The 15,978-nt window shown below is 72.4% G+C and carries 13 protein-coding genes, 5 tRNA genes, 1 pseudogene and 1 riboswitch; of the genes and pseudogenes, 12 read left to right on the top strand and 7 right to left on the bottom strand.

Going from position 1 to position 15,978, the window contains the following annotated elements; all coding sequences use genetic code 11:
* Window positions 1–33: 33 nt before the first annotated feature.
* From ACLJPL_RS15620 to ACLJPL_RS15600, 5 genes are all read right to left on the bottom strand, one after another.
* Window positions 34–107: transfer RNA gene (locus ACLJPL_RS15620), tRNA-Phe, on the bottom strand.
* A gap of 21 nt (window positions 108–128) precedes the next feature.
* Window positions 129–203 (bottom strand) — tRNA-Asp (locus ACLJPL_RS15615).
* A gap of 39 nt (window positions 204–242) precedes the next feature.
* Window positions 243–315, bottom strand: a tRNA-Glu gene (locus ACLJPL_RS15610).
* Window positions 316–395: 80 nt separating this feature from the next.
* On the bottom strand, window positions 396–2,087 hold the full coding sequence (locus ACLJPL_RS15605) for a metallophosphoesterase family protein (protein WP_411081443.1): 1,692 nt from the start codon (window positions 2,085–2,087) through the stop codon (window positions 396–398).
* 210 nt (window positions 2,088–2,297) lie between these two features.
* Entirely contained in the window at window positions 2,298–2,648 is a 351-nt protein-coding gene (locus ACLJPL_RS15600) for a metallopeptidase family protein (RefSeq protein WP_411081442.1), read from the bottom strand.
* A 104-nt stretch (window positions 2,649–2,752) separates the two neighbouring features.
* On the opposite strand from ACLJPL_RS15600, the gene ACLJPL_RS15595 reads away from it, so the two are divergent.
* The 6 genes from ACLJPL_RS15595 to ACLJPL_RS15570 all read left to right on the top strand — a co-directional run bounded on the left by ACLJPL_RS15595 (window position 2,753) and on the right by ACLJPL_RS15570 (window position 8,516).
* Window positions 2,753–3,232 carry a FluC/FEX family fluoride channel gene (locus ACLJPL_RS15595; protein ID WP_411081441.1) on the top strand — a complete coding sequence of 160 codons (480 nt, stop codon included), beginning with the start codon at window positions 2,753–2,755 and terminating at the stop codon, window positions 3,230–3,232.
* Window positions 3,233–3,321: 89 nt separating this feature from the next.
* Complete coding sequence (locus ACLJPL_RS15590) at window positions 3,322–3,696, top strand: fluoride efflux transporter FluC (protein WP_411081440.1); 375 nt, start codon at window positions 3,322–3,324, stop codon at window positions 3,694–3,696.
* 236 nt (window positions 3,697–3,932) lie between these two features.
* Complete coding sequence (locus ACLJPL_RS15585) at window positions 3,933–4,523, top strand: hypothetical protein (RefSeq protein ID WP_411081439.1); 591 nt, start codon at window positions 3,933–3,935, stop codon at window positions 4,521–4,523.
* Between the two features lie 239 nt (window positions 4,524–4,762).
* Window positions 4,763–7,141, top strand: a complete 2,379-nt coding sequence (locus ACLJPL_RS15580; RefSeq protein ID WP_411081772.1) for a DEAD/DEAH box helicase — start codon at window positions 4,763–4,765, stop codon at window positions 7,139–7,141.
* A gap of 312 nt (window positions 7,142–7,453) precedes the next feature.
* Window positions 7,454–7,527 (top strand) — tRNA-Lys (locus ACLJPL_RS15575).
* A gap of 446 nt (window positions 7,528–7,973) precedes the next feature.
* A complete protein-coding gene (locus tag ACLJPL_RS15570; RefSeq protein WP_411081438.1) occupies window positions 7,974–8,516 on the top strand; it encodes a DapH/DapD/GlmU-related protein in 543 nt (180 codons plus the stop codon).
* A gap of 137 nt (window positions 8,517–8,653) precedes the next feature.
* Here ACLJPL_RS15570 and ACLJPL_RS15565 read toward each other — a convergent pair.
* A pseudogene (locus ACLJPL_RS15565) lies at window positions 8,654–9,016 on the bottom strand (alpha/beta fold hydrolase); the annotation flags it as partial.
* Between ACLJPL_RS15565 and ACLJPL_RS15560 the strand changes: the two are divergent.
* The 6 genes from ACLJPL_RS15560 (at window position 8,967) to ACLJPL_RS15535 (ending at window position 14,239) form a co-directional block, all read left to right on the top strand.
* Window positions 8,967–9,179, top strand: a complete 213-nt coding sequence (locus ACLJPL_RS15560) for an ABATE domain-containing protein (protein WP_411081437.1) — start codon at window positions 8,967–8,969, stop codon at window positions 9,177–9,179. The pseudogene ACLJPL_RS15565 and the gene ACLJPL_RS15560 overlap by 50 nt on opposite strands.
* A gap of 111 nt (window positions 9,180–9,290) precedes the next feature.
* Window positions 9,291–9,364 (top strand) — tRNA-Met (locus tag ACLJPL_RS15555).
* A gap of 115 nt (window positions 9,365–9,479) precedes the next feature.
* Window positions 9,480–10,238: a MerR family transcriptional regulator gene (locus tag ACLJPL_RS15550; RefSeq protein WP_411081436.1), complete on the top strand. Its 759-nt coding sequence runs from the start codon at window positions 9,480–9,482 to the stop codon at window positions 10,236–10,238.
* 141 nt (window positions 10,239–10,379) lie between these two features.
* Complete coding sequence (locus ACLJPL_RS15545; RefSeq protein ID WP_411081771.1) at window positions 10,380–11,657, top strand: PP2C family protein-serine/threonine phosphatase; 1,278 nt, start codon at window positions 10,380–10,382, stop codon at window positions 11,655–11,657.
* A gap of 210 nt (window positions 11,658–11,867) precedes the next feature.
* Window positions 11,868–12,020, top strand: a riboswitch (cyclic di-AMP (ydaO/yuaA leader).
* Window positions 12,021–12,031: 11 nt separating this feature from the next.
* Window positions 12,032–13,081, top strand: coding sequence for a M23 family metallopeptidase (locus ACLJPL_RS15540; RefSeq protein WP_411081435.1), 1,050 nt, complete (start codon window positions 12,032–12,034; stop codon window positions 13,079–13,081).
* A 213-nt stretch (window positions 13,082–13,294) separates the two neighbouring features.
* Window positions 13,295–14,239 (top strand): aldo/keto reductase, encoded by a 945-nt coding sequence (locus ACLJPL_RS15535; protein WP_411081434.1) that lies wholly within the window; start codon window positions 13,295–13,297, stop codon window positions 14,237–14,239.
* Window positions 14,240–14,261: 22 nt separating this feature from the next.
* Here the strand turns inward: ACLJPL_RS15535 and ACLJPL_RS15530 are convergent, their stop codons facing one another.
* Window positions 14,262–15,893, bottom strand: a complete 1,632-nt coding sequence (locus ACLJPL_RS15530) for a PrsW family intramembrane metalloprotease (protein ID WP_411081433.1) — start codon at window positions 15,891–15,893, stop codon at window positions 14,262–14,264.
* Window positions 15,894–15,978 lie beyond the last annotated feature (85 nt).

Raw genomic sequence — 15,978 nt, 5'->3', positions numbered from 1 at the left:
AGGCCCCGTCCATCGGACGGGGCCTTCGAGAAGTGGCTGGGGCCGGGATCGAACCGGCGACCTATCGCTTTTCAGGCGATCGCTCGTACCAACTGAGCTACCCAGCCACGCAGCCGCTGGGGCTGCAGCGGTCCTGACGGGATTTGAACCCGCGGCCTCCACCTTGACAGGGTGGCGAGCACTCCAAACTGCTCCACAGGACCAAGCAATGTGCGAAAACAAGTCTCGCACACGGTAAAGCGTGCCCCCAACGGGATTCGAACCCGTGCTACCGCCTTGAAAGGGCGGCGTCCTGGGCCACTAGACGATGAGGGCTATTGGCCCGCCGGTTCGCTTTGCAGCGCGTCGGGGACGTGAGAAGCATATGGGATGGGTGGAGCTATCGCCAAAACGGTTTACGGCGAGGGCGTGGGCCGCCCCGGAGTGCCGGTGGGAGTGGTCGCGGGGGAGGGCGTGGGAGAGGGGGAGACGGGTGCGTCCTTCTTCAGGTTCTCCTCCGGAAGATGGCGGCTGACCTCGGCGGTCGTCAGTCCGAGACCGCCGAGCGTGATCTCGTCCCAGGCTTGGAGACGGCGGGTGGAGCGGTCGAGGTAGAGCACCGAGGCGCGGACCTTCTCCGGCTTGTCGTTCTGCACCGCGCGCAGCCCGCCGCCGCCCGTGGAGCCCTCGACCTTCAGCCGCGTACCGAGCTTCAGTTGCTCGTTGACCCGGTTGTGGACATGACCGGCCAGCACCAGCGGAACCGTGCCGTCCGTCTGCCGGGCGGTCTCCGGGTCGTGGGCGACGGCGATGTCGACCGGGGTGCCGGCCTGCTCCTGGTCGCGCAGGGCGGTCGCCAGGCGCATGCCCTCCAGACGGGCGGCCTCCCTGCCGCCGACCGGCTTGGAGCGGTCCGGGGTGAACTGGGCGTCGCCGGTGCCGGCGATCCGCAGCCCGGCCACGTCGACCGCCTTGCCGTCGTCGAGGACGCGCACGTTCTTGAACTTCTTCAGATAGCCCTGGGTGACCTTGGAGTCGTGGTTGCCGCGCACCCAGACGTACGGCGCGCCGAGGTCGCGGATCGGGTCGAGGAAGCCGTTCTCGGCGGCCGAGCCGTGGTCCATCGTGTCGCCGGAGTCGATGATCACGTCGATCTCGTACTGCTCGACGAGCGAGGCGATGATGTGCCAGGCCGCCGGGTTCAGGTGGATGTCGGAGACGTGCAGGGCGCGGATGGTGCCGGGGTCCGGCCGGTAGACGGGGAGCGTGGAGGTGGCGTCGTACAGCCGGGTGACGTTGGTGACCAGGCGGGCCAGTTCCTGCTGGTAGATGTCGAACTCGGTGACGATCGAGCGCGCGTCGCCGACCAGGGACGGGGCGCTGGAGAGCAGCCCGGAGAACCGGGGCTCCAGAACGGACTTCGGGTTCCAGGTGGCGTACGCGCTGACGCCCGACGCGGCCAGCAGGGTCAGGGCGAGCCCGCCGGCGGCCAGGGCGCGGCGCGGGCGGCGGTAGACGACGAGGCCGAGCGCGGTCGCCCCGGAGATCACGGCGACGCAGGAGCGGACGGCCAGCTCCCGGGTGCCGGCGGCGACGTCCCGGGTGACCTCGTCCTGGAGGCCGGAGAACCGTTCCGGCTGGTCGACCAGGGCCTGGGAGCGCTCGGGGTCGAGGCGGTCGACGTCCACGTCGAGCCGGAGCGGGGCGATGTGCGAGTCCAGCTCCAGCGCGCCGAGCGGGGACACGTTGATCTTGCTGCCGCCGGTGAGCGAGGGGCGCAGGGTCATGTTGGTGTCCATGGGCCCGACCGGCGTACGGATGGACCCCACGGCGAGCAGCCCGAGCCAGGCCCCCAGCACGACGACGGCCAGCATGCCGAGGGCCCGCGCGAGGGGCCTCGGGGCGGCACTCGTGAGCCCCGTTCCGGGCGCGGGTCGTGCGCCGGAGCGCTTACGGGAGCGGGGGCGCGACTTGGGGGAGCGCGGCTCGGCGGAGCCGGGGTCGGCGTCGCCGCGGGAGGGGGTGCGGGCCGGGGGCTTCGGGCGGACGAGCTGGGCGATGCGGTGCCGGACGCGGTCGGCTGCGGCACGGAACGGGACGCGGACCATTGGGCGCGTATGCCCCGGTACGGCCCCGGCCATGCGGAAACCGGCCGGTGGAACGGGTGCGGCCGCCCGGGGACCGGGTGCGGGGGCGGATGAGGCAGCCCAGGGGCCGGGTCCGGGGGCGGCAGCGGCCCGTCTCGTGGAGCGCTTCTGGGGATCGGGCAGAGGTTGCCGGGAGCGGCCGGTTGTCGCCGGTTGTCGGAGTGCTTCCGGTCAGCCCCAGCCCAGTTCGTGCAGGCGCTCGTCCTCGATCCCGAAGTGATGGGCGATCTCGTGGACCACGGTCACGGCGACCTCGTGGACGACGTCGGCCGGGGTCGCGCAGTACCGGAGCGTGGGCCCCATGTAGATGGAGATGCGGTCCGGCAGCACACCCGCGTACCACTCACCGCGCTCGGTGAGCGGCGTGCCCTCGTACAGTCCCAGCAGCTCCGGATCGGACGAGTCGGGTTCCTCCTCCACGAACACGGCCACGTTGTCCATGACCCGCGTCAGCTCCGGGGGGATCGTGTCCAGGGCCTGGCTCACCAGTTCTTCAAACGCTTCCCGCGACATTTCCAGCACAGGGCCATTGTCCGTGATGGACGAGCCGCCGGTGGTGCGCGGGCGGACCGCCGGTAGTGCGATGGCTCGGTCGGCGGCAGTGCGACGGTTCGGCCGGCAGTGCGATGGCTCGGCCGGCGGCGGCGAGCGAGAATGGGCGCGTGCTGACACCCGAACTGCCCACCGCCCCGCAGGGCCGGATCCTGGCGGCCGTCGCGGCGGGCGGGGCGCTCGGAGCTCTCGCCCGGTACGGGGCCCTGGTGCTCTGGCCGACCCCTGGCGGCGGCTTCCCCTGGACGGTGTTCGCGGTCAACGTGAGCGGCTGCGCCCTCATCGGCGTACTGATGGTGCTGACCGTCGAGCGCGGCCGGGTGAGGCGTCCGCTGGTCCGGCCCTTCCTCGGGGTCGGCGTACTCGGCGGGTTCACGACCTTCTCGACATACGCCGCCGACGTCTCGGGCCTGCTGGTGCGTCAGGAGCTCGTGGCGGCCCTGGCGTACATGGCGGCGACGGTCGTGGCGGCGCTGGCGGCCGTGTGGGCCGGGGCGGTGGCGACGCGGCGGCTGCTGGACCTGCGCGCCCGGACCGAGGGGCGGGCCGCGTGAACCGGCCGGCGGCGGTCGGGCCGCTGGGAGTGGCCGCGTGAACGGGCCGCTGGGAGTGGCCGGGTGAACCGGGCGCCGGTGGTGGTCGCGTGAACTGGTTGCTCGTCGTGATCGGCGGGGCGGTCGGCGCGCCCCTGCGGTATCTGACGGACCGTGCGGTGCGGGCGCGCCAGGGGCCGGGAGTGGCGTACGTCTTCCCCTGGGGCACCTTCACGGCCAACGCGGCGGGCAGCCTGCTGCTCGGGGTGCTGACGGGTGCGGCGGTCTCCGGCCCGGTGTACGCCCTGCTGGCCACGGGGCTGTGCGGGGCGCTGACGACGTACTCGACGTTCTCGTACGAGACCCTGCGCCTGGCCGAGACGGGGAGGCCCTTCCTCGCCGCGGCGAATGTGGTGACGTCGTTGCTGGCGGGGCTGGGAGCGGTGTTCCTGGGGGCGGAGCTGGCGGGCGGGTTCGGGGGGTAGCGCGGGGCGGGTGGGGTTTCGGGCGTGTCTCCGGCGGGGTCCGGGGAGTTGGGCACGGCACCACACCACCGCGTACGGCGCGCTCGGTGCCGTACGGCTCGCTCGGCCTCGCTCTTCTCGGCCTCACCCTTTCCCGGCCTCACTTCTTCTCCGCCCCGCCCCACTCCGCTCAACTCCGCCGCACCCCTCCCCCCGTCCCTCCCCGTCCCGCTCTCCTCGCCCCGGAGGTGCCACCCGTGCGCCAGTTGTCCGTCCCTGCCCGTTGGGCAGCCGTCACCGCGCTGACGATCGCCGCGTCCACCGGCTGTATGAGCGTCGGCGACGACGGCGCCCGGCCCGGGCCCTCGCGGTCCGCCGATCCGAAGGGCCGAGCCGCCGAGCCGGACGGTGACACCGTGTCCGGGTCCGGCCGGGCCGGGCACCGGGGCGGTGGTGACGCCCACACCCACTCCGACTCCGACCGCAAGGCCCCCGGGGACAAGCCGAGCCCCGACGCGTCCGGTGCGACGCCTTCGGCGACCCCGAAGGGCCCGCGCCCCGAACCCGGCGACCCGCGCCCCACCGCCCGCCCCGGCCGCCCCGGCGGTCCGCCGGCCCCGACACCCTCGACGCCGGGCCCGGGCGAGCCGCCTCCGGTCGTCCCCGAGCCGCCGGCCCCGCCCGCTCCGGACCCGGACCCGGAACCCGAGCCGGAGCCCTCCGAGCCGCCGGAGCCGCCCCCCTCCGCGTCGCCCGCCGCACAGTTCCGGACGCAGGCGATGAGGAGCCCGGGGGACGCCGGCCCGCTGCGGACGCCGGAGGCATCACCGCAGGTGGGGCCGGTATAGCGGGGTGCTCGATGAGGTCGGCTTGCGCGATCCGGGTGAGAGTGCGTATGGTAGTAGATCGTTTGATCCCATTGCCCGGCGCCGACACAGAAGAGCGCCGTGTGGCGCGTACTCTCCCTTGCCGTGGCTGGACCGCATTGAGGCGGTCGAAATTGCGAATCACGGAGTTACGGGCGCGTGCCGAGACTCCGGAAGGTTTCGCATTTCGCATGTCAATTTCCAGTTCTGACCGCACCGTCATGCCCGAGAACATCGACGACGTCGAGCTCACCGAGCTCGTCGAGGCCGCTGTGACCGAGGCCCCCGCCGGCGCCACCGCGTCGGCGGAGAAGGCCCCGGCGGCCGAGAAGTCCGTCGCCGACTTCCTCAACGACACCAAGGCCGAGGACGCGCAGGCCGCGGCTTCCGCCGACGTCGAGGCTTCCGCCGACCAGGCCGAGGCTCCCGTCGACGCGGAGGTTTCCGCCGACGCCGCCGCGATCGACGAGGCCCCCGTGGCCGAGGCCGACGCCGAGCCGACGATCACCTTCGGCTCGCTGGGCCTGCCCGAGGGCATCGTCCGCAAGCTCGCGCAGAACGGTGTGACCGCCCCCTTCCCGATCCAGGCGGCGACCATCCCGGACGCCCTGGCCGGCAAGGACATCCTGGGCCGCGGCCGTACGGGCTCCGGCAAGACGCTCTCCTTCGGCCTGCCGCTGCTGGCCACGCTCTCCGGTGGCACCACCGAGAAGAAGAAGCCGCGCGGCATCATCCTCACCCCGACCCGTGAGCTCGCGATGCAGGTCGCGGACGCGTTGCAGCCGTACGGCGACGTGCTCGGCCTCAAGATGAAGGTCGTCTGCGGCGGTACGTCGATGGGCAACCAGATCTACGCGCTGGAGCGCGGCGTCGACGTCCTCGTCGCCACCCCGGGCCGTCTGCGCGACATCATCAACCGCGGCGCCTGCTCGCTCGAGAACGTCCGAGTCGCCGTCCTCGACGAGGCCGACCAGATGTCCGACCTGGGCTTCCTGCCCGAGGTCACCGAGCTGCTCGACCAGATCCCCGGCGGCGGCCAGCGGATGCTCTTCTCCGCGACCATGGAGAACGAGATCGGCACGCTGGTCAAGCGTTACCTCTCCAACCCGGTCACGCACGAGGTCGACAGCGCCCAGGGCAACGTCACGACCATGTCGCACCACGTCCTCGTCGTGAAGCCGAAGGACAAGGCGCCGGTCACCTCCGCCATCGCCGCCCGCAAGGGCCGCACGATCATCTTCGTCCGCACCCAGCTGGGCGCCGACCGCATCGCCGAGCAGCTCATCGAGTCCGGCGTGAAGGCCGACGCGCTGCACGGCGGCATGACCCAGGGCGCCCGTACGCGTGTCCTGGAGGACTTCAAGAAGGGTTACGTCAACGCGCTCGTCGCGACCGACGTGGCCGCCCGCGGTATCCACGTGGACGGCATCGACCTGGTCCTGAACGTGGACCCGGCCGGTGACCACAAGGACTACCTGCACCGCTCGGGCCGTACCGCCCGCGCCGGCAAGTCCGGTGTGGTCGTCTCGCTGGCGCTCCCGCACCAGCGCCGCCAGATCTTCCGCCTGATGGAGGACGCGGGCGTCGACGCCTCGCGCCACATCGTGCAGGGCGCGGGCGTCTTCGAGCCGGAGGTCGCCGAGATCACCGGCGCGCGTTCGCTCACCGAGGTCCAGGCCGACTCCGCGAACAACGCCGCCAAGCAGGCCGAGCGCGAGGCCGCCGACCTGACGAAGCAGCTGGAGCGCGTCCAGCGCCGCGCCGTCGAGCTGCGCGAGGAGGCCGACCGCCTGGTCGCCCGTGCCGCGCGCGAGCGGGGCGACGACCCGGAGGCGGCGGTGGCCGAGGTCACCGCCGAGGCGGAGGCCGCCCTGGTGGCAGCCGTGTCCGTACCGGAGCAGCCGGCCGCCCGTGACGAGCAGCGCCGCGACGAGCGGGGCAACTACGAGCGCCGCGACAACCGCGGGGGCGACCGTGGCGGCTACCGCGGCGGCAGCAGCGACCGCCCTTCGGGTGGTTTCCGCTCCGGTGGCGGCGACCGTCGCGATGACCGTGGTGGCCGTCCCTTCGAGCGTCGTGACAACGACCGTCCGTCGTTCAACCGCGACCGTCGCGACGACCGTCCGTCCGGTGGTTTCCGCTCCGGCGGCAGCGACCGTCGCGATGACCGTGGTGGCCGTCCCTTCGAGCGTCGTGACAACGACCGTCCGTCGTTCAACCGCGACCGTCGCGACGACCGCCCCTCCGGTGGCTTCCGCTCCGGCGGCAGCGACCGCCCCTCGGGTGGTTTCCGCTCCGGCGGTGGCGACCGTCGTGACGACCGTGGTGGCCGTCCCTTCGAGCGTCGTGACAACGACCGTCCGTCGTTCAACCGCGACCGCCGCGACGACCGCCCCTCCGGTGGCTTCCGCTCCGGCGGCAGCGACCGCCCGTTCAACCGTGACCGCCGCGACGACCGCCCCGCGGGCGGCTTCCGCTCGGGCGGCGGCACCGACCGCCCGACCGGCCGTCGCGACGACCACCGCGGCGCCAACACCGGCACCAACACCGGTACCTTCGGCCGCCGCGACGACAAGCCGCGCTGGAAGCGCAACGGCTGACCACCACCGCCCAGCCGCTGACCAGCGGCTGAGCAGGTCCGCCTGACAGACCGGCAGGGCCCGTACGACACCGAACCGACTCGGTGCCGTACGGGCCCTGTTGCTGTTCCCCGGGACTCCTCCTGGGCTCCTCCGGGGCTTCGCCGGGACCTCTCCGGGCGTTCCCCGGGTGCCGCCGAGGTGCGCACCCAGGGCGCACCAAGGGCGCATCCCGGCGCGAAAGGGACGCGACGGGGGGCGTGACAGGGCCCGACACCGATACCGGATCGGCTGCCGGGATCGGGCGGGCTATGCTCGGGGGTGATGTTGCAGGGGCCGTTAGCTCAATTGGTCAGAGCAGCGGACTTTTAATCCGTTGGTTGTGGGTTCGAGTCCCACACGGCCTACCTTTGGACCCCAGGTCAGAGCGTTTCTCTGGTCTGGGGTTGCTGCTTGTTCGGGTTCGTTTCGGACAGCCGCTCCATGATCTCCGGGGCATAGTCCGTCGGGTCGTACCCGGGGAAGTGGTGGACGGGGTTCCCGCCGAGTTCCTCGCAGGCGGCGACCGCCCGTGGGCGGCGGTCACGGCCTGTCCGGTCTGTGAGAGCGCGCCGAACTCCTCGGCGGCCCGACTGGAGGCGGGCCCTCTGGGGAACGGCGGCTTTCGCCTCCGAGCCGTACTGCCGGAGCCGACGAGCACGGGGGACTCCGCCGAGAACTCCCGGGTGGGGGACGCTGATCCGTCGTGGACCGCACGTGCCGCGCGCTTCGTCGTGCGCCGCTGTGAACCGGTCCTCACCCGTGTCCGCCGCCCTGCCCCGCTCGCCGACCGAGGGAAAGAAGAGGTCGTGGCATGCCCGATGACCGCCTCATGCGTATCCACAGCCCCGAGTTCCGGGCCATGGCCGAAAGGGTCCTGCGGGCCACCGAGCTCACCTCGCGGCTGAACGTCCTGCCGTTCGAGGACGAGGCGGGAAAGGCGGAGCTGTTCGAGCGGATCCTCGGCAGGCCACTGCCGAGCAGGGTGACGGTCTATCCGCCCTTCTACACGGACCACGGCCTCCATCTGGACCTCGCCGAGCGGGTGTTCATCAACCAGAACTGCACGTTCCTGGATTACGCCGGCATCCGGCTCGGCGAGGGCGTGATGGTCGGTCCGAAGGCCACGTTCATCACCGTCGGTCATCCGGTCGATCCCGAGGAGCGGCGGGGATGGCTGAGCGGCGGGCCCATCGATGTGGCCGAGAACGTGTGGATCGGCGCCGGCGCTACGATCCTTCCCGGCGTCAGCATCGGCCGTGACGCCGTGGTCGCCGCCGGCGCGGTCGTGGCCGACGACGTGCCGCCCGCGAGCCTGGTGACCGGCGGGAAGGCGGCCGTCCGGCGGCAGTGGTGACGGTCGAGGAAGTCCGCGATCAGCGGGGCCACCGCTTCCGGATCGGCGGTGCCGCCCTCGTACTGGACGCGGGTGGCCGGCAGCGTCAGCAGGTCCCGTACGCGGTCCTCCGCGCCCGGCACGTCCGGGCGCAGGGCGATGAAGTCACGGGCCCCGTCCGACAGGCCCTGCTCATAGGCGTTGCCGTTCTGGACGACCAGGCCCGCGATCCACTCCGGGCGCCGGAGCGCCGGCCGGAAGCCGACCGGGGCGCCGAAGTCGAAGACGTACATCACCAAGCGGGTCAGCCCGAGCCGCTCCACGAAGCCCTCGGTGATGTCCGCGAGGCGGTCGAAGCTGTACGTGAAGTCCTCGGGGGCCTGGGTGTGGCCGAAGCCCGGGTAGTCCGGCGCGATCAGCCGGCGTCGAGCACCCCGGCGCGTCGGGACGGTCCGGGATCGACGAGCGGGGGTGCTCGACGCCGGCGATCTGGCGGCGGTCCACCGCGTACGCGAGCACATCGCCGCGGCCCTGTACGCCGCCCGGGACGGGGAGCCGCCCTCCCCGGAGGCTCTCGCGGGCATCAACCGGGCGCTGGCCGCCGCCCCGCGGGTCCCCGAGCTGGTCCGGGACGGTGCGGGGCTCGCGCTCGCCCCCCGGCGCGCTGACCCGCCGGCCCGCTGACCTGCGGAGGGCCGAGCGTGGGCCGAGCGGGTGCGGGCGAGGGCGAGGCGAGGGGCGGGCGGAAAAGTGGTCGGAGGCGCGTCCCGCATGGCGTAGAGTGATGTCTACCGACGCGGGGTGGAGCAGCTCGGTAGCTCGCTGGGCTCATAACCCAGAGGTCGCAGGTTCAAATCCTGTCCCCGCTACTGAAGATCCGGGCCCGGCACGCACAGCGTGCCGGGCCCGAGTCGTTTCCCGGCACGACCCGTGCGGATGTTCCGGCTTGACCTTGACGCAACGTAAAGATCTAGCGTTTCCGGCATGGAGTGGTCCATTCAGGAAATCGCCAGACAGGCCGGCACCACGAGCCGCACGCTCCGGCATTACGGAGACCTCGGCCTCCTCACGCCGAGCCGGGTCGGGAACAACGGTTACCGCTACTACGACCAGAACGCCCTGGTCCGGTTGCAGCGCATCCTGCTGCTGCGCGAGCTCGGGCTCTCGCTGCCCGCCATCAGGGACGTACTGGAGGGGCAGCGGGACACGGCCGTGGCGCTGCGGGCGCATCTGCGGCTGCTCGAACAGGAACAGGCGCGCATCGGGCGGCAGATCGCCTCGGTGCGGACCACTCTCCACAAGACGCAGGAGGGGATGGAACTCATGGCCGACGAAGTGTTCGACGGCTTCGACCACACCGCCCACGAGCGGGAGGTGACCGAGCGCTGGGGCCGCGAGGCGTACGAGAAGGGCGACCGGTGGTGGCGTTCGCTCGGGGAGGCCGGGAAGAAGGCGTTCCAGGACGAGCACGAGACCATCGCGCGGGACTGGGGGCGGGCCAGGGAGGCAGGGCTCGATGCCGGTGGTGACGAAGCGCAGGACATCGCGCGGCGGCACTGCGCGTGGCTGTCGACGAGCACGGCCCCGTCCGGCGGGCCGAGCCGGTCGTACGTGATCGGGCTCGGCGAGATGTATGTCGCCGATCCGCGCTACGGAAAGAACTACGATCGCTACGGAGACGGCACCGCCGCCTTCGTACGGGATGCGCTGACGATCTACGCGGAACACCGGCTCTCCGACTGACCGCCGAGGGCGCGGCGTTCCCCGCCGCTTCCCCCTATTCGGCCGATGACGAGTCGCGCACGGCGCGGCTCCGGGAAGCCTGGACGGGGCGCGGTACCGTCCGCAGCCGTGGCCGGACCGGGCAGGAGCACACAGGTGGGGATGGCGGATAAGGGGCGTGGACGCCTGAGCGGGAGCTTGGGCGTCCCGGGCCGCGGCATGTCCGGTTCCATGGGACGGGCGATGTCCGGCTCCGCGAGCCGTGCCCTGTCCGGTTCCGCCGGGCGGGGGCGGCCGGTGGTGGCCCGGAGCGCCGGTACGCGGCGGTTCGTCCGGCTGCTGCCGCTGCTCCTGATCGGCGGCGGGCTGCTCTTCGACTCGCTCGCCCCGCCCAACTTCACCGCCGTGCCCCTGTTCGTGGCCGCGCCGCTGATCGCCGCGCCGTTCTTCTCGCTCGCCAGCACGATCCGTACGGGTGTGGCCTCGGTCCTCTCCGTCATCGCGATGCGGCTCTCGGACGGGACGTCCACGCACGTCGTCCCGGTCATCGAGATGATCACGGTCCTCACCGCGGCGGCTCTGGCCCTCGTCATCAACGGGGTCGTGCGCCGCAGCAACGAGCAGCTGGCCTCGGCGCGGGTCATCGCGGAGACCGCCATGCGGGCCGTGCTGCCCACCCCGGCGGAGCGGATCGGCGGGCTCCAGGTGGCGGCGCGGTACGAGGCGGCGCAGGCGGACGAGTTCGTCGGCGGGGACCTCTTCGCGGTGGCCGACACCCCGTACGGCGTACGCCTGGTGGTCGGCGACGTACGCGGCAAGGGGCTGGACGCGGTGGAGGCCGTGGCGGTGATCATCGGGGCGTTCCGGGAGGCCGCCGAGCAGGAGCGGTCGCTGGAGGGCGTCGCGCAGCGGCTGGAGCGGGCGCTCGCGCGGGAGGGCACACGGCGGTACGGGCTGGACGCCATGGAGGGGTTCATCACCGCCGTACTGGCCGAGATCCCGCCCGGTTCGGCCTCGCTGCGGCTGGTCAACCGCGGGCACCCGGAGCCGATCCTGCTGCACGCGGACGGGGCCCTGGAGGTCCTCGCGCCGTCCGTGCCCGCGCTGCCGCTGGGGATGGACCTCGGGGTGTGGCCCGACCGGTCCGACGAGTGGGAGCTGCCCGCCGGTTCGACGCTGCTCGCCTTCACGGACGGGCTCTCCGAGGCGCGGGACGCGAACGGGGCCTTCTACGACCCGGCGGCCCGGCTGCGCGGCCGGATCTTCCCGGGGCCGGAGGAGCTGCTGTCGGCGCTCACCGACGACGTACGGCTGCACACCGGAGGGCGGTCCACGGACGACATGGCGCTGCTCGCGGTGAGCCGGCCGGCGGAGGGGCAGCCGGTGCGGCGGACCACGGTGAAGATCGTCGGACGGGGCGATGACACGGTGCGTGACTGAAGGGCATCGCTCCGCATAACATTTGACATACCGTCAGAAAAAGTAGTGTTGCCGAGCCACCGTCAAGTCGCCCGTTTCCACCCGCTTGTAGCCGGTAAGTCCGTGCCGGGGCCGTTAATGATCAACAGGAACGGCTTGGAATCGGGCCCGTCCGTCTATTAACGTTCGATAACGCAGCGCGGTCGTCCCAGCCGTCGTCAGAGACGGCGCCGTGCGCGAGCGCCGAATTCCGCAAGGAAACCGGGGAACCACCTACATGGGGTGAATCGGGCACCTGCGTCTCGTGAGAGGCGGAGGGGCCCGTAGGAGACCTTCCTGCTCCGAACCCGTCAGCTAACCCGGTAGGCGAGAAGGAAGGAAAGGAGTGCGCCCACGTGGCGTCCAACAAGCCTGCCCCTGAGGCCCCGTCACCCTTCAGTGTCGACACCTTCGGTGACGAGGAACGGACGTGGGAGGAGTGGAATCCCACCGAGGAGTCCATCCGTCCCGTGCGCGGCAGGCACCGCGTAGCCAAGCAGCGGGGGCTCGCCCGTAGCTCCACCGTCCTCGGGGTCGGCGTCATAGCGGCGGTCGGAGCGGGTGGCATGGCCACCGCTCAGGACAAGGCACCCGTCTCCATCTCTCTTCCCGATTCCTTCGTGGACAACCTCCCCGACGCCAAGTCCCTTCCCGGCGTCGGGTCCTTCATGTCCCAGGAGGCCGAGGCGGCCCCGGTCGTCGCCGCCTCCGCGCCGCTCACCACCGCGGGCATCACCACCGCCGAGGCCGAGCAGGGCACGACCGACGCGGGCGAGGCCCTGCGCGCCCGGATCCTCCAGCAGGCCGAGCAGCAGCAGGCCAGCGCGGACGCCGAGGCCAGGGCCGCCGAGGAGGCCGCCGCCGCCGAGAAGGCCGCCACCGAGGCGAAGAAGCAGCAGGACGAGGCCGAGGCCAAGGCCAAGGCGAAGATCGCCGCCGAGAAGAAGGCGGCGAAGGAGGCGGCGGCGAAGAAGGCCGAGGAAGAGCGCCTCGCCAAGCTCCGCGCCAGCTACACCCCGCCCACCTCCGCGTACACGCTCACCTCGACCTACGGCCAGTCCGGCGCGATGTGGTCCTCCGGCCAGCACACCGGCCTGGACTTCGCCGGGGCGGCCGGTTCGCCGCTCAAGGCCGTGCACGGCGGCACGATCACCTCGGCCGGCTGGTCCGGTTCGTACGGCTACCGCACCGTCCTCCAGCTCGATGACGGCACGGAGATCTGGTACGCCCACCAGTCCTCGATCGACGTCTCGGTCGGCCAGCGGGTCGACACCGGCGACACCATCGGCCGCATGGGCGCGACCGGCAACGTGACCGGCGTCCACCTCCACCTGGAGGTCCGCACCGCGGGCGGCTCGGCCATGGACCCGGCGGCGTGGCTGAACAGCAAGGGCCTGGGCGTCTGAGCCTGGCGGTCTGAGCCGCTTCACGCCCTCTCGTGCGCCCTCGCGGTTGTAGGCGCGCCCCCCGAACCCCGGCAGCCCTGACGCTCACCCCCCGACGTCAGGGCTGCCGGTCTGTCCGGGGACCGTATTCCAGGGCGGGGGCCAGGGTCAGGGCCGGGGTGCCGGGGGCAGGGTGAGGAATACCCGGCTCCGCCTCCGCCGTTGAACACGCACATGACTTCACTGCGTACGCTCGGCAGCTCCGACCTCCAGGTCTTCCCCCTCTCCCTCGGCGGCAACGTCTTCGGATGGACGGCGGACGAGGACCAGTCCTTCGCCGTCCTGGACGCGTACGCCGCGGCCGGCGGCAACTTCATCGACACCGCCGACGCCTACACCGCCTGGATCGAGGGCCACCAGGGCGGCGAGTCGGAGACCGTCATCGGCAAGTGGCTCGCCTCGCGCGGCAACCGCTCCGACATCGTCGTGGCCACCAAGGTCGGAGCCCACCCCGACTACAAGGGGCTCTCCGCCGCCACCGTCAAGGGCGCGGCCGAGCAGTCGCTGCGCCGGCTCGGCACCGACCACATCGACCTCTACTACACGCACTTCGACGACGAGACGGTCCCGGTGGAGGAGATCGTCACCGCCCTCGACCAGCTGGTGAAGGAGGGCAAGGTGCGCCACATCGCCGCCTCCAACATCAGCCCCGAACGCCTCCAGGCATCCCTCGACTTCTCCGAACGCGAGGGCCTGGCCCGGTACGTCGCGCTCCAGCCGCACTACAACCTGGTCTCCCGCGACACCTACGAGGGAGCCCTCCAGGACACCGCCGCCCGCGCCGGACTCGCCGCCCTCCCGTACTTCGCGCTGGCCGCGGGCTTCCTCACGGGCAAGTACCGCCCCGGCGCGAACGTGGAGAGCGCCCGCTCCGGGAAGGCCGGTGGATACCTGGAGTCGGAGCGGGGGCCCAAGGTGCTCGCCGCCCTCGACCGGATCGCCGCGGAACGGGACGCCGAGATCGCCACGGTCGCCCTCGCCTGGCTCGCCGCCCGCCCCACGGTCGTCGCCCCGATCGCCTCCGCCCGCACGGTCGACCAGCTCCCCGCGCTCCTGGCCGTCGCCGACCTGCACCTGACGGACGATGAGGTCGCCGCGCTCACGGAGGCGTCCGCCTGACCCGCCCGGCGCTCGCCCCGCCTTACGGGGGAGGCGGGGTGGGGCCGGACCGGGGGCCGGACTGGGGGTGCGGGTGCGGGTACGGGTACTGATGCTGGGGCGGGACCGGGCTGCCGTGGCCGGGGCCGTACCCCTGGCCGTAGCCGTGGCTCTGTCCCTGCCCGTGGCCGTACTCGGGGCCGTAACCCTGGCGCCGGCCCTGCCCGTAGCCGTATCCGGGTCCGTACCCCTGCCCGTAGCCGTATCCGGGTCCGTACCCCTGCCCCTGGCCGTATCCGGGTCCGTACCCCTGCCTCTGGCCGTATCCGTAGCCGTACGGCATCGGCGGCCGGGCGTGGGGGCGGGGTCTGGTGCTCGTGACGCGGGCGGCGTGGGTGAGGGCCGGGCCCGCGATGGCGCGGCGCTGCCAGAGGTGGTGCAGCAGTTCCCGTTCCCGCTCGGCGAAGTCCGGGCCGACCGCGCCGTGGCGGGCCCGGCGGCGGAGGCCCGCCAGGGAGGTCGCGAACGACTCGTACTCGGCGACCGCGCGGGCCGCCGCCCGGCCCCGGGACCGGTCCGGCATCCCGTGCCAGTGACGGGCGATGTCGCGGGCCACGCCCCGGGCCCGCATCGAGGAGAGCGCCTGCGGTTCGGCGGGGCTCAGCCAGCCGGCCGCCGCGTACACCGGCAGTTCGGCGGCGAGCGCACGCAGCTCCCGCTGGCGCGACCAGATCGCCAGCCACGTCACCAGGCCGAACAGCGGGACCATCACCACCCCGTACACCGCGTAGAAGCCGAACGGGCCGAAGACCGTCGAACCGTTCCACAGGGCGTGCAGGCCCATCGCGAGCAGCAGGCCGAGCAGCGGCAGGGCGATCCGGCGGAACCGGTGGCGGCGGGCGCTGACGGCCGCGAAGCCGAAGCCGAGGCCGGTGAGGACCGTGAACAGCGGATGCGCGAACGGCGACATCACGATCCGTACGAAGAACGTCCCCACGGTCACCGAGGCCAGCCCCGAACTGCCCAGGTGCTGGTCCTCGCCGAAGGCGTTGCCCAGGTAGAGGATGTTCTCGGTGAAGGCGAAGCCCGTCGCGGTGAAGCCGGCGATCACGATGCCGTCGACCACCCCCCGGAACTCCCGCCTCCGGAAGACGAAGACCAGGAGTACGGAGACCGCCTTGGCGCTCTCCTCCACCACCGGGGCGATCACGGTCGCCCCCAGGGTGTCGGCGCTCGCCGGATCGGCGGTCGCGGTCGCTATCCAGCGCATCGCCAACGAGTTGGCGATGATCGAGACGAGGGCGGCGGCGCACGCGCCCCAGGCGAAGGAGAAGAGGAGATTGCGCCAGGGGCCCGGTTCGACCCGGTCCAGCCAGCGGAAGGCCGCCATCATGAGCGGCACCGGAAGCACCGCCAGGCCGAGACCGACCAGGAACCCCTCCGGCCCGGTCTCCTCGCGGACCAGGGCGAGGATCACCAGCCCGCACAGCGCGAGCGCCACGATCACCGCCCCGGCGCGGAACACCTTGCTGCGCCACACCATGCCGACGCGGCGCGGCCGGTACTTCCATCGGCCGCGCTCCGGCACGGCTCCCAGCACCTCGTCGAGGCGCTGCTCGTGGAGGACCGGGACCGCCGGCTGCCGCTGCTGGTACTGCACGGAACCGTCGGACACCCCTCGACCCTAACGAGCGGCACTGACAACCGGCGACGGTGCATCCGGCCAGGACGGCTCAACGTTCGGCCGGGACGTCCTACCG

The organism is Streptomyces sp. cmx-18-6 (assembly GCF_046548915.1).
Lineage (GTDB): Bacteria > Actinomycetota > Actinomycetes > Streptomycetales > Streptomycetaceae > Streptomyces.
The sequence above is the reverse complement of the archived record's forward strand: the minus strand, read 5'-3'. Positions and strand labels throughout refer to the sequence as shown.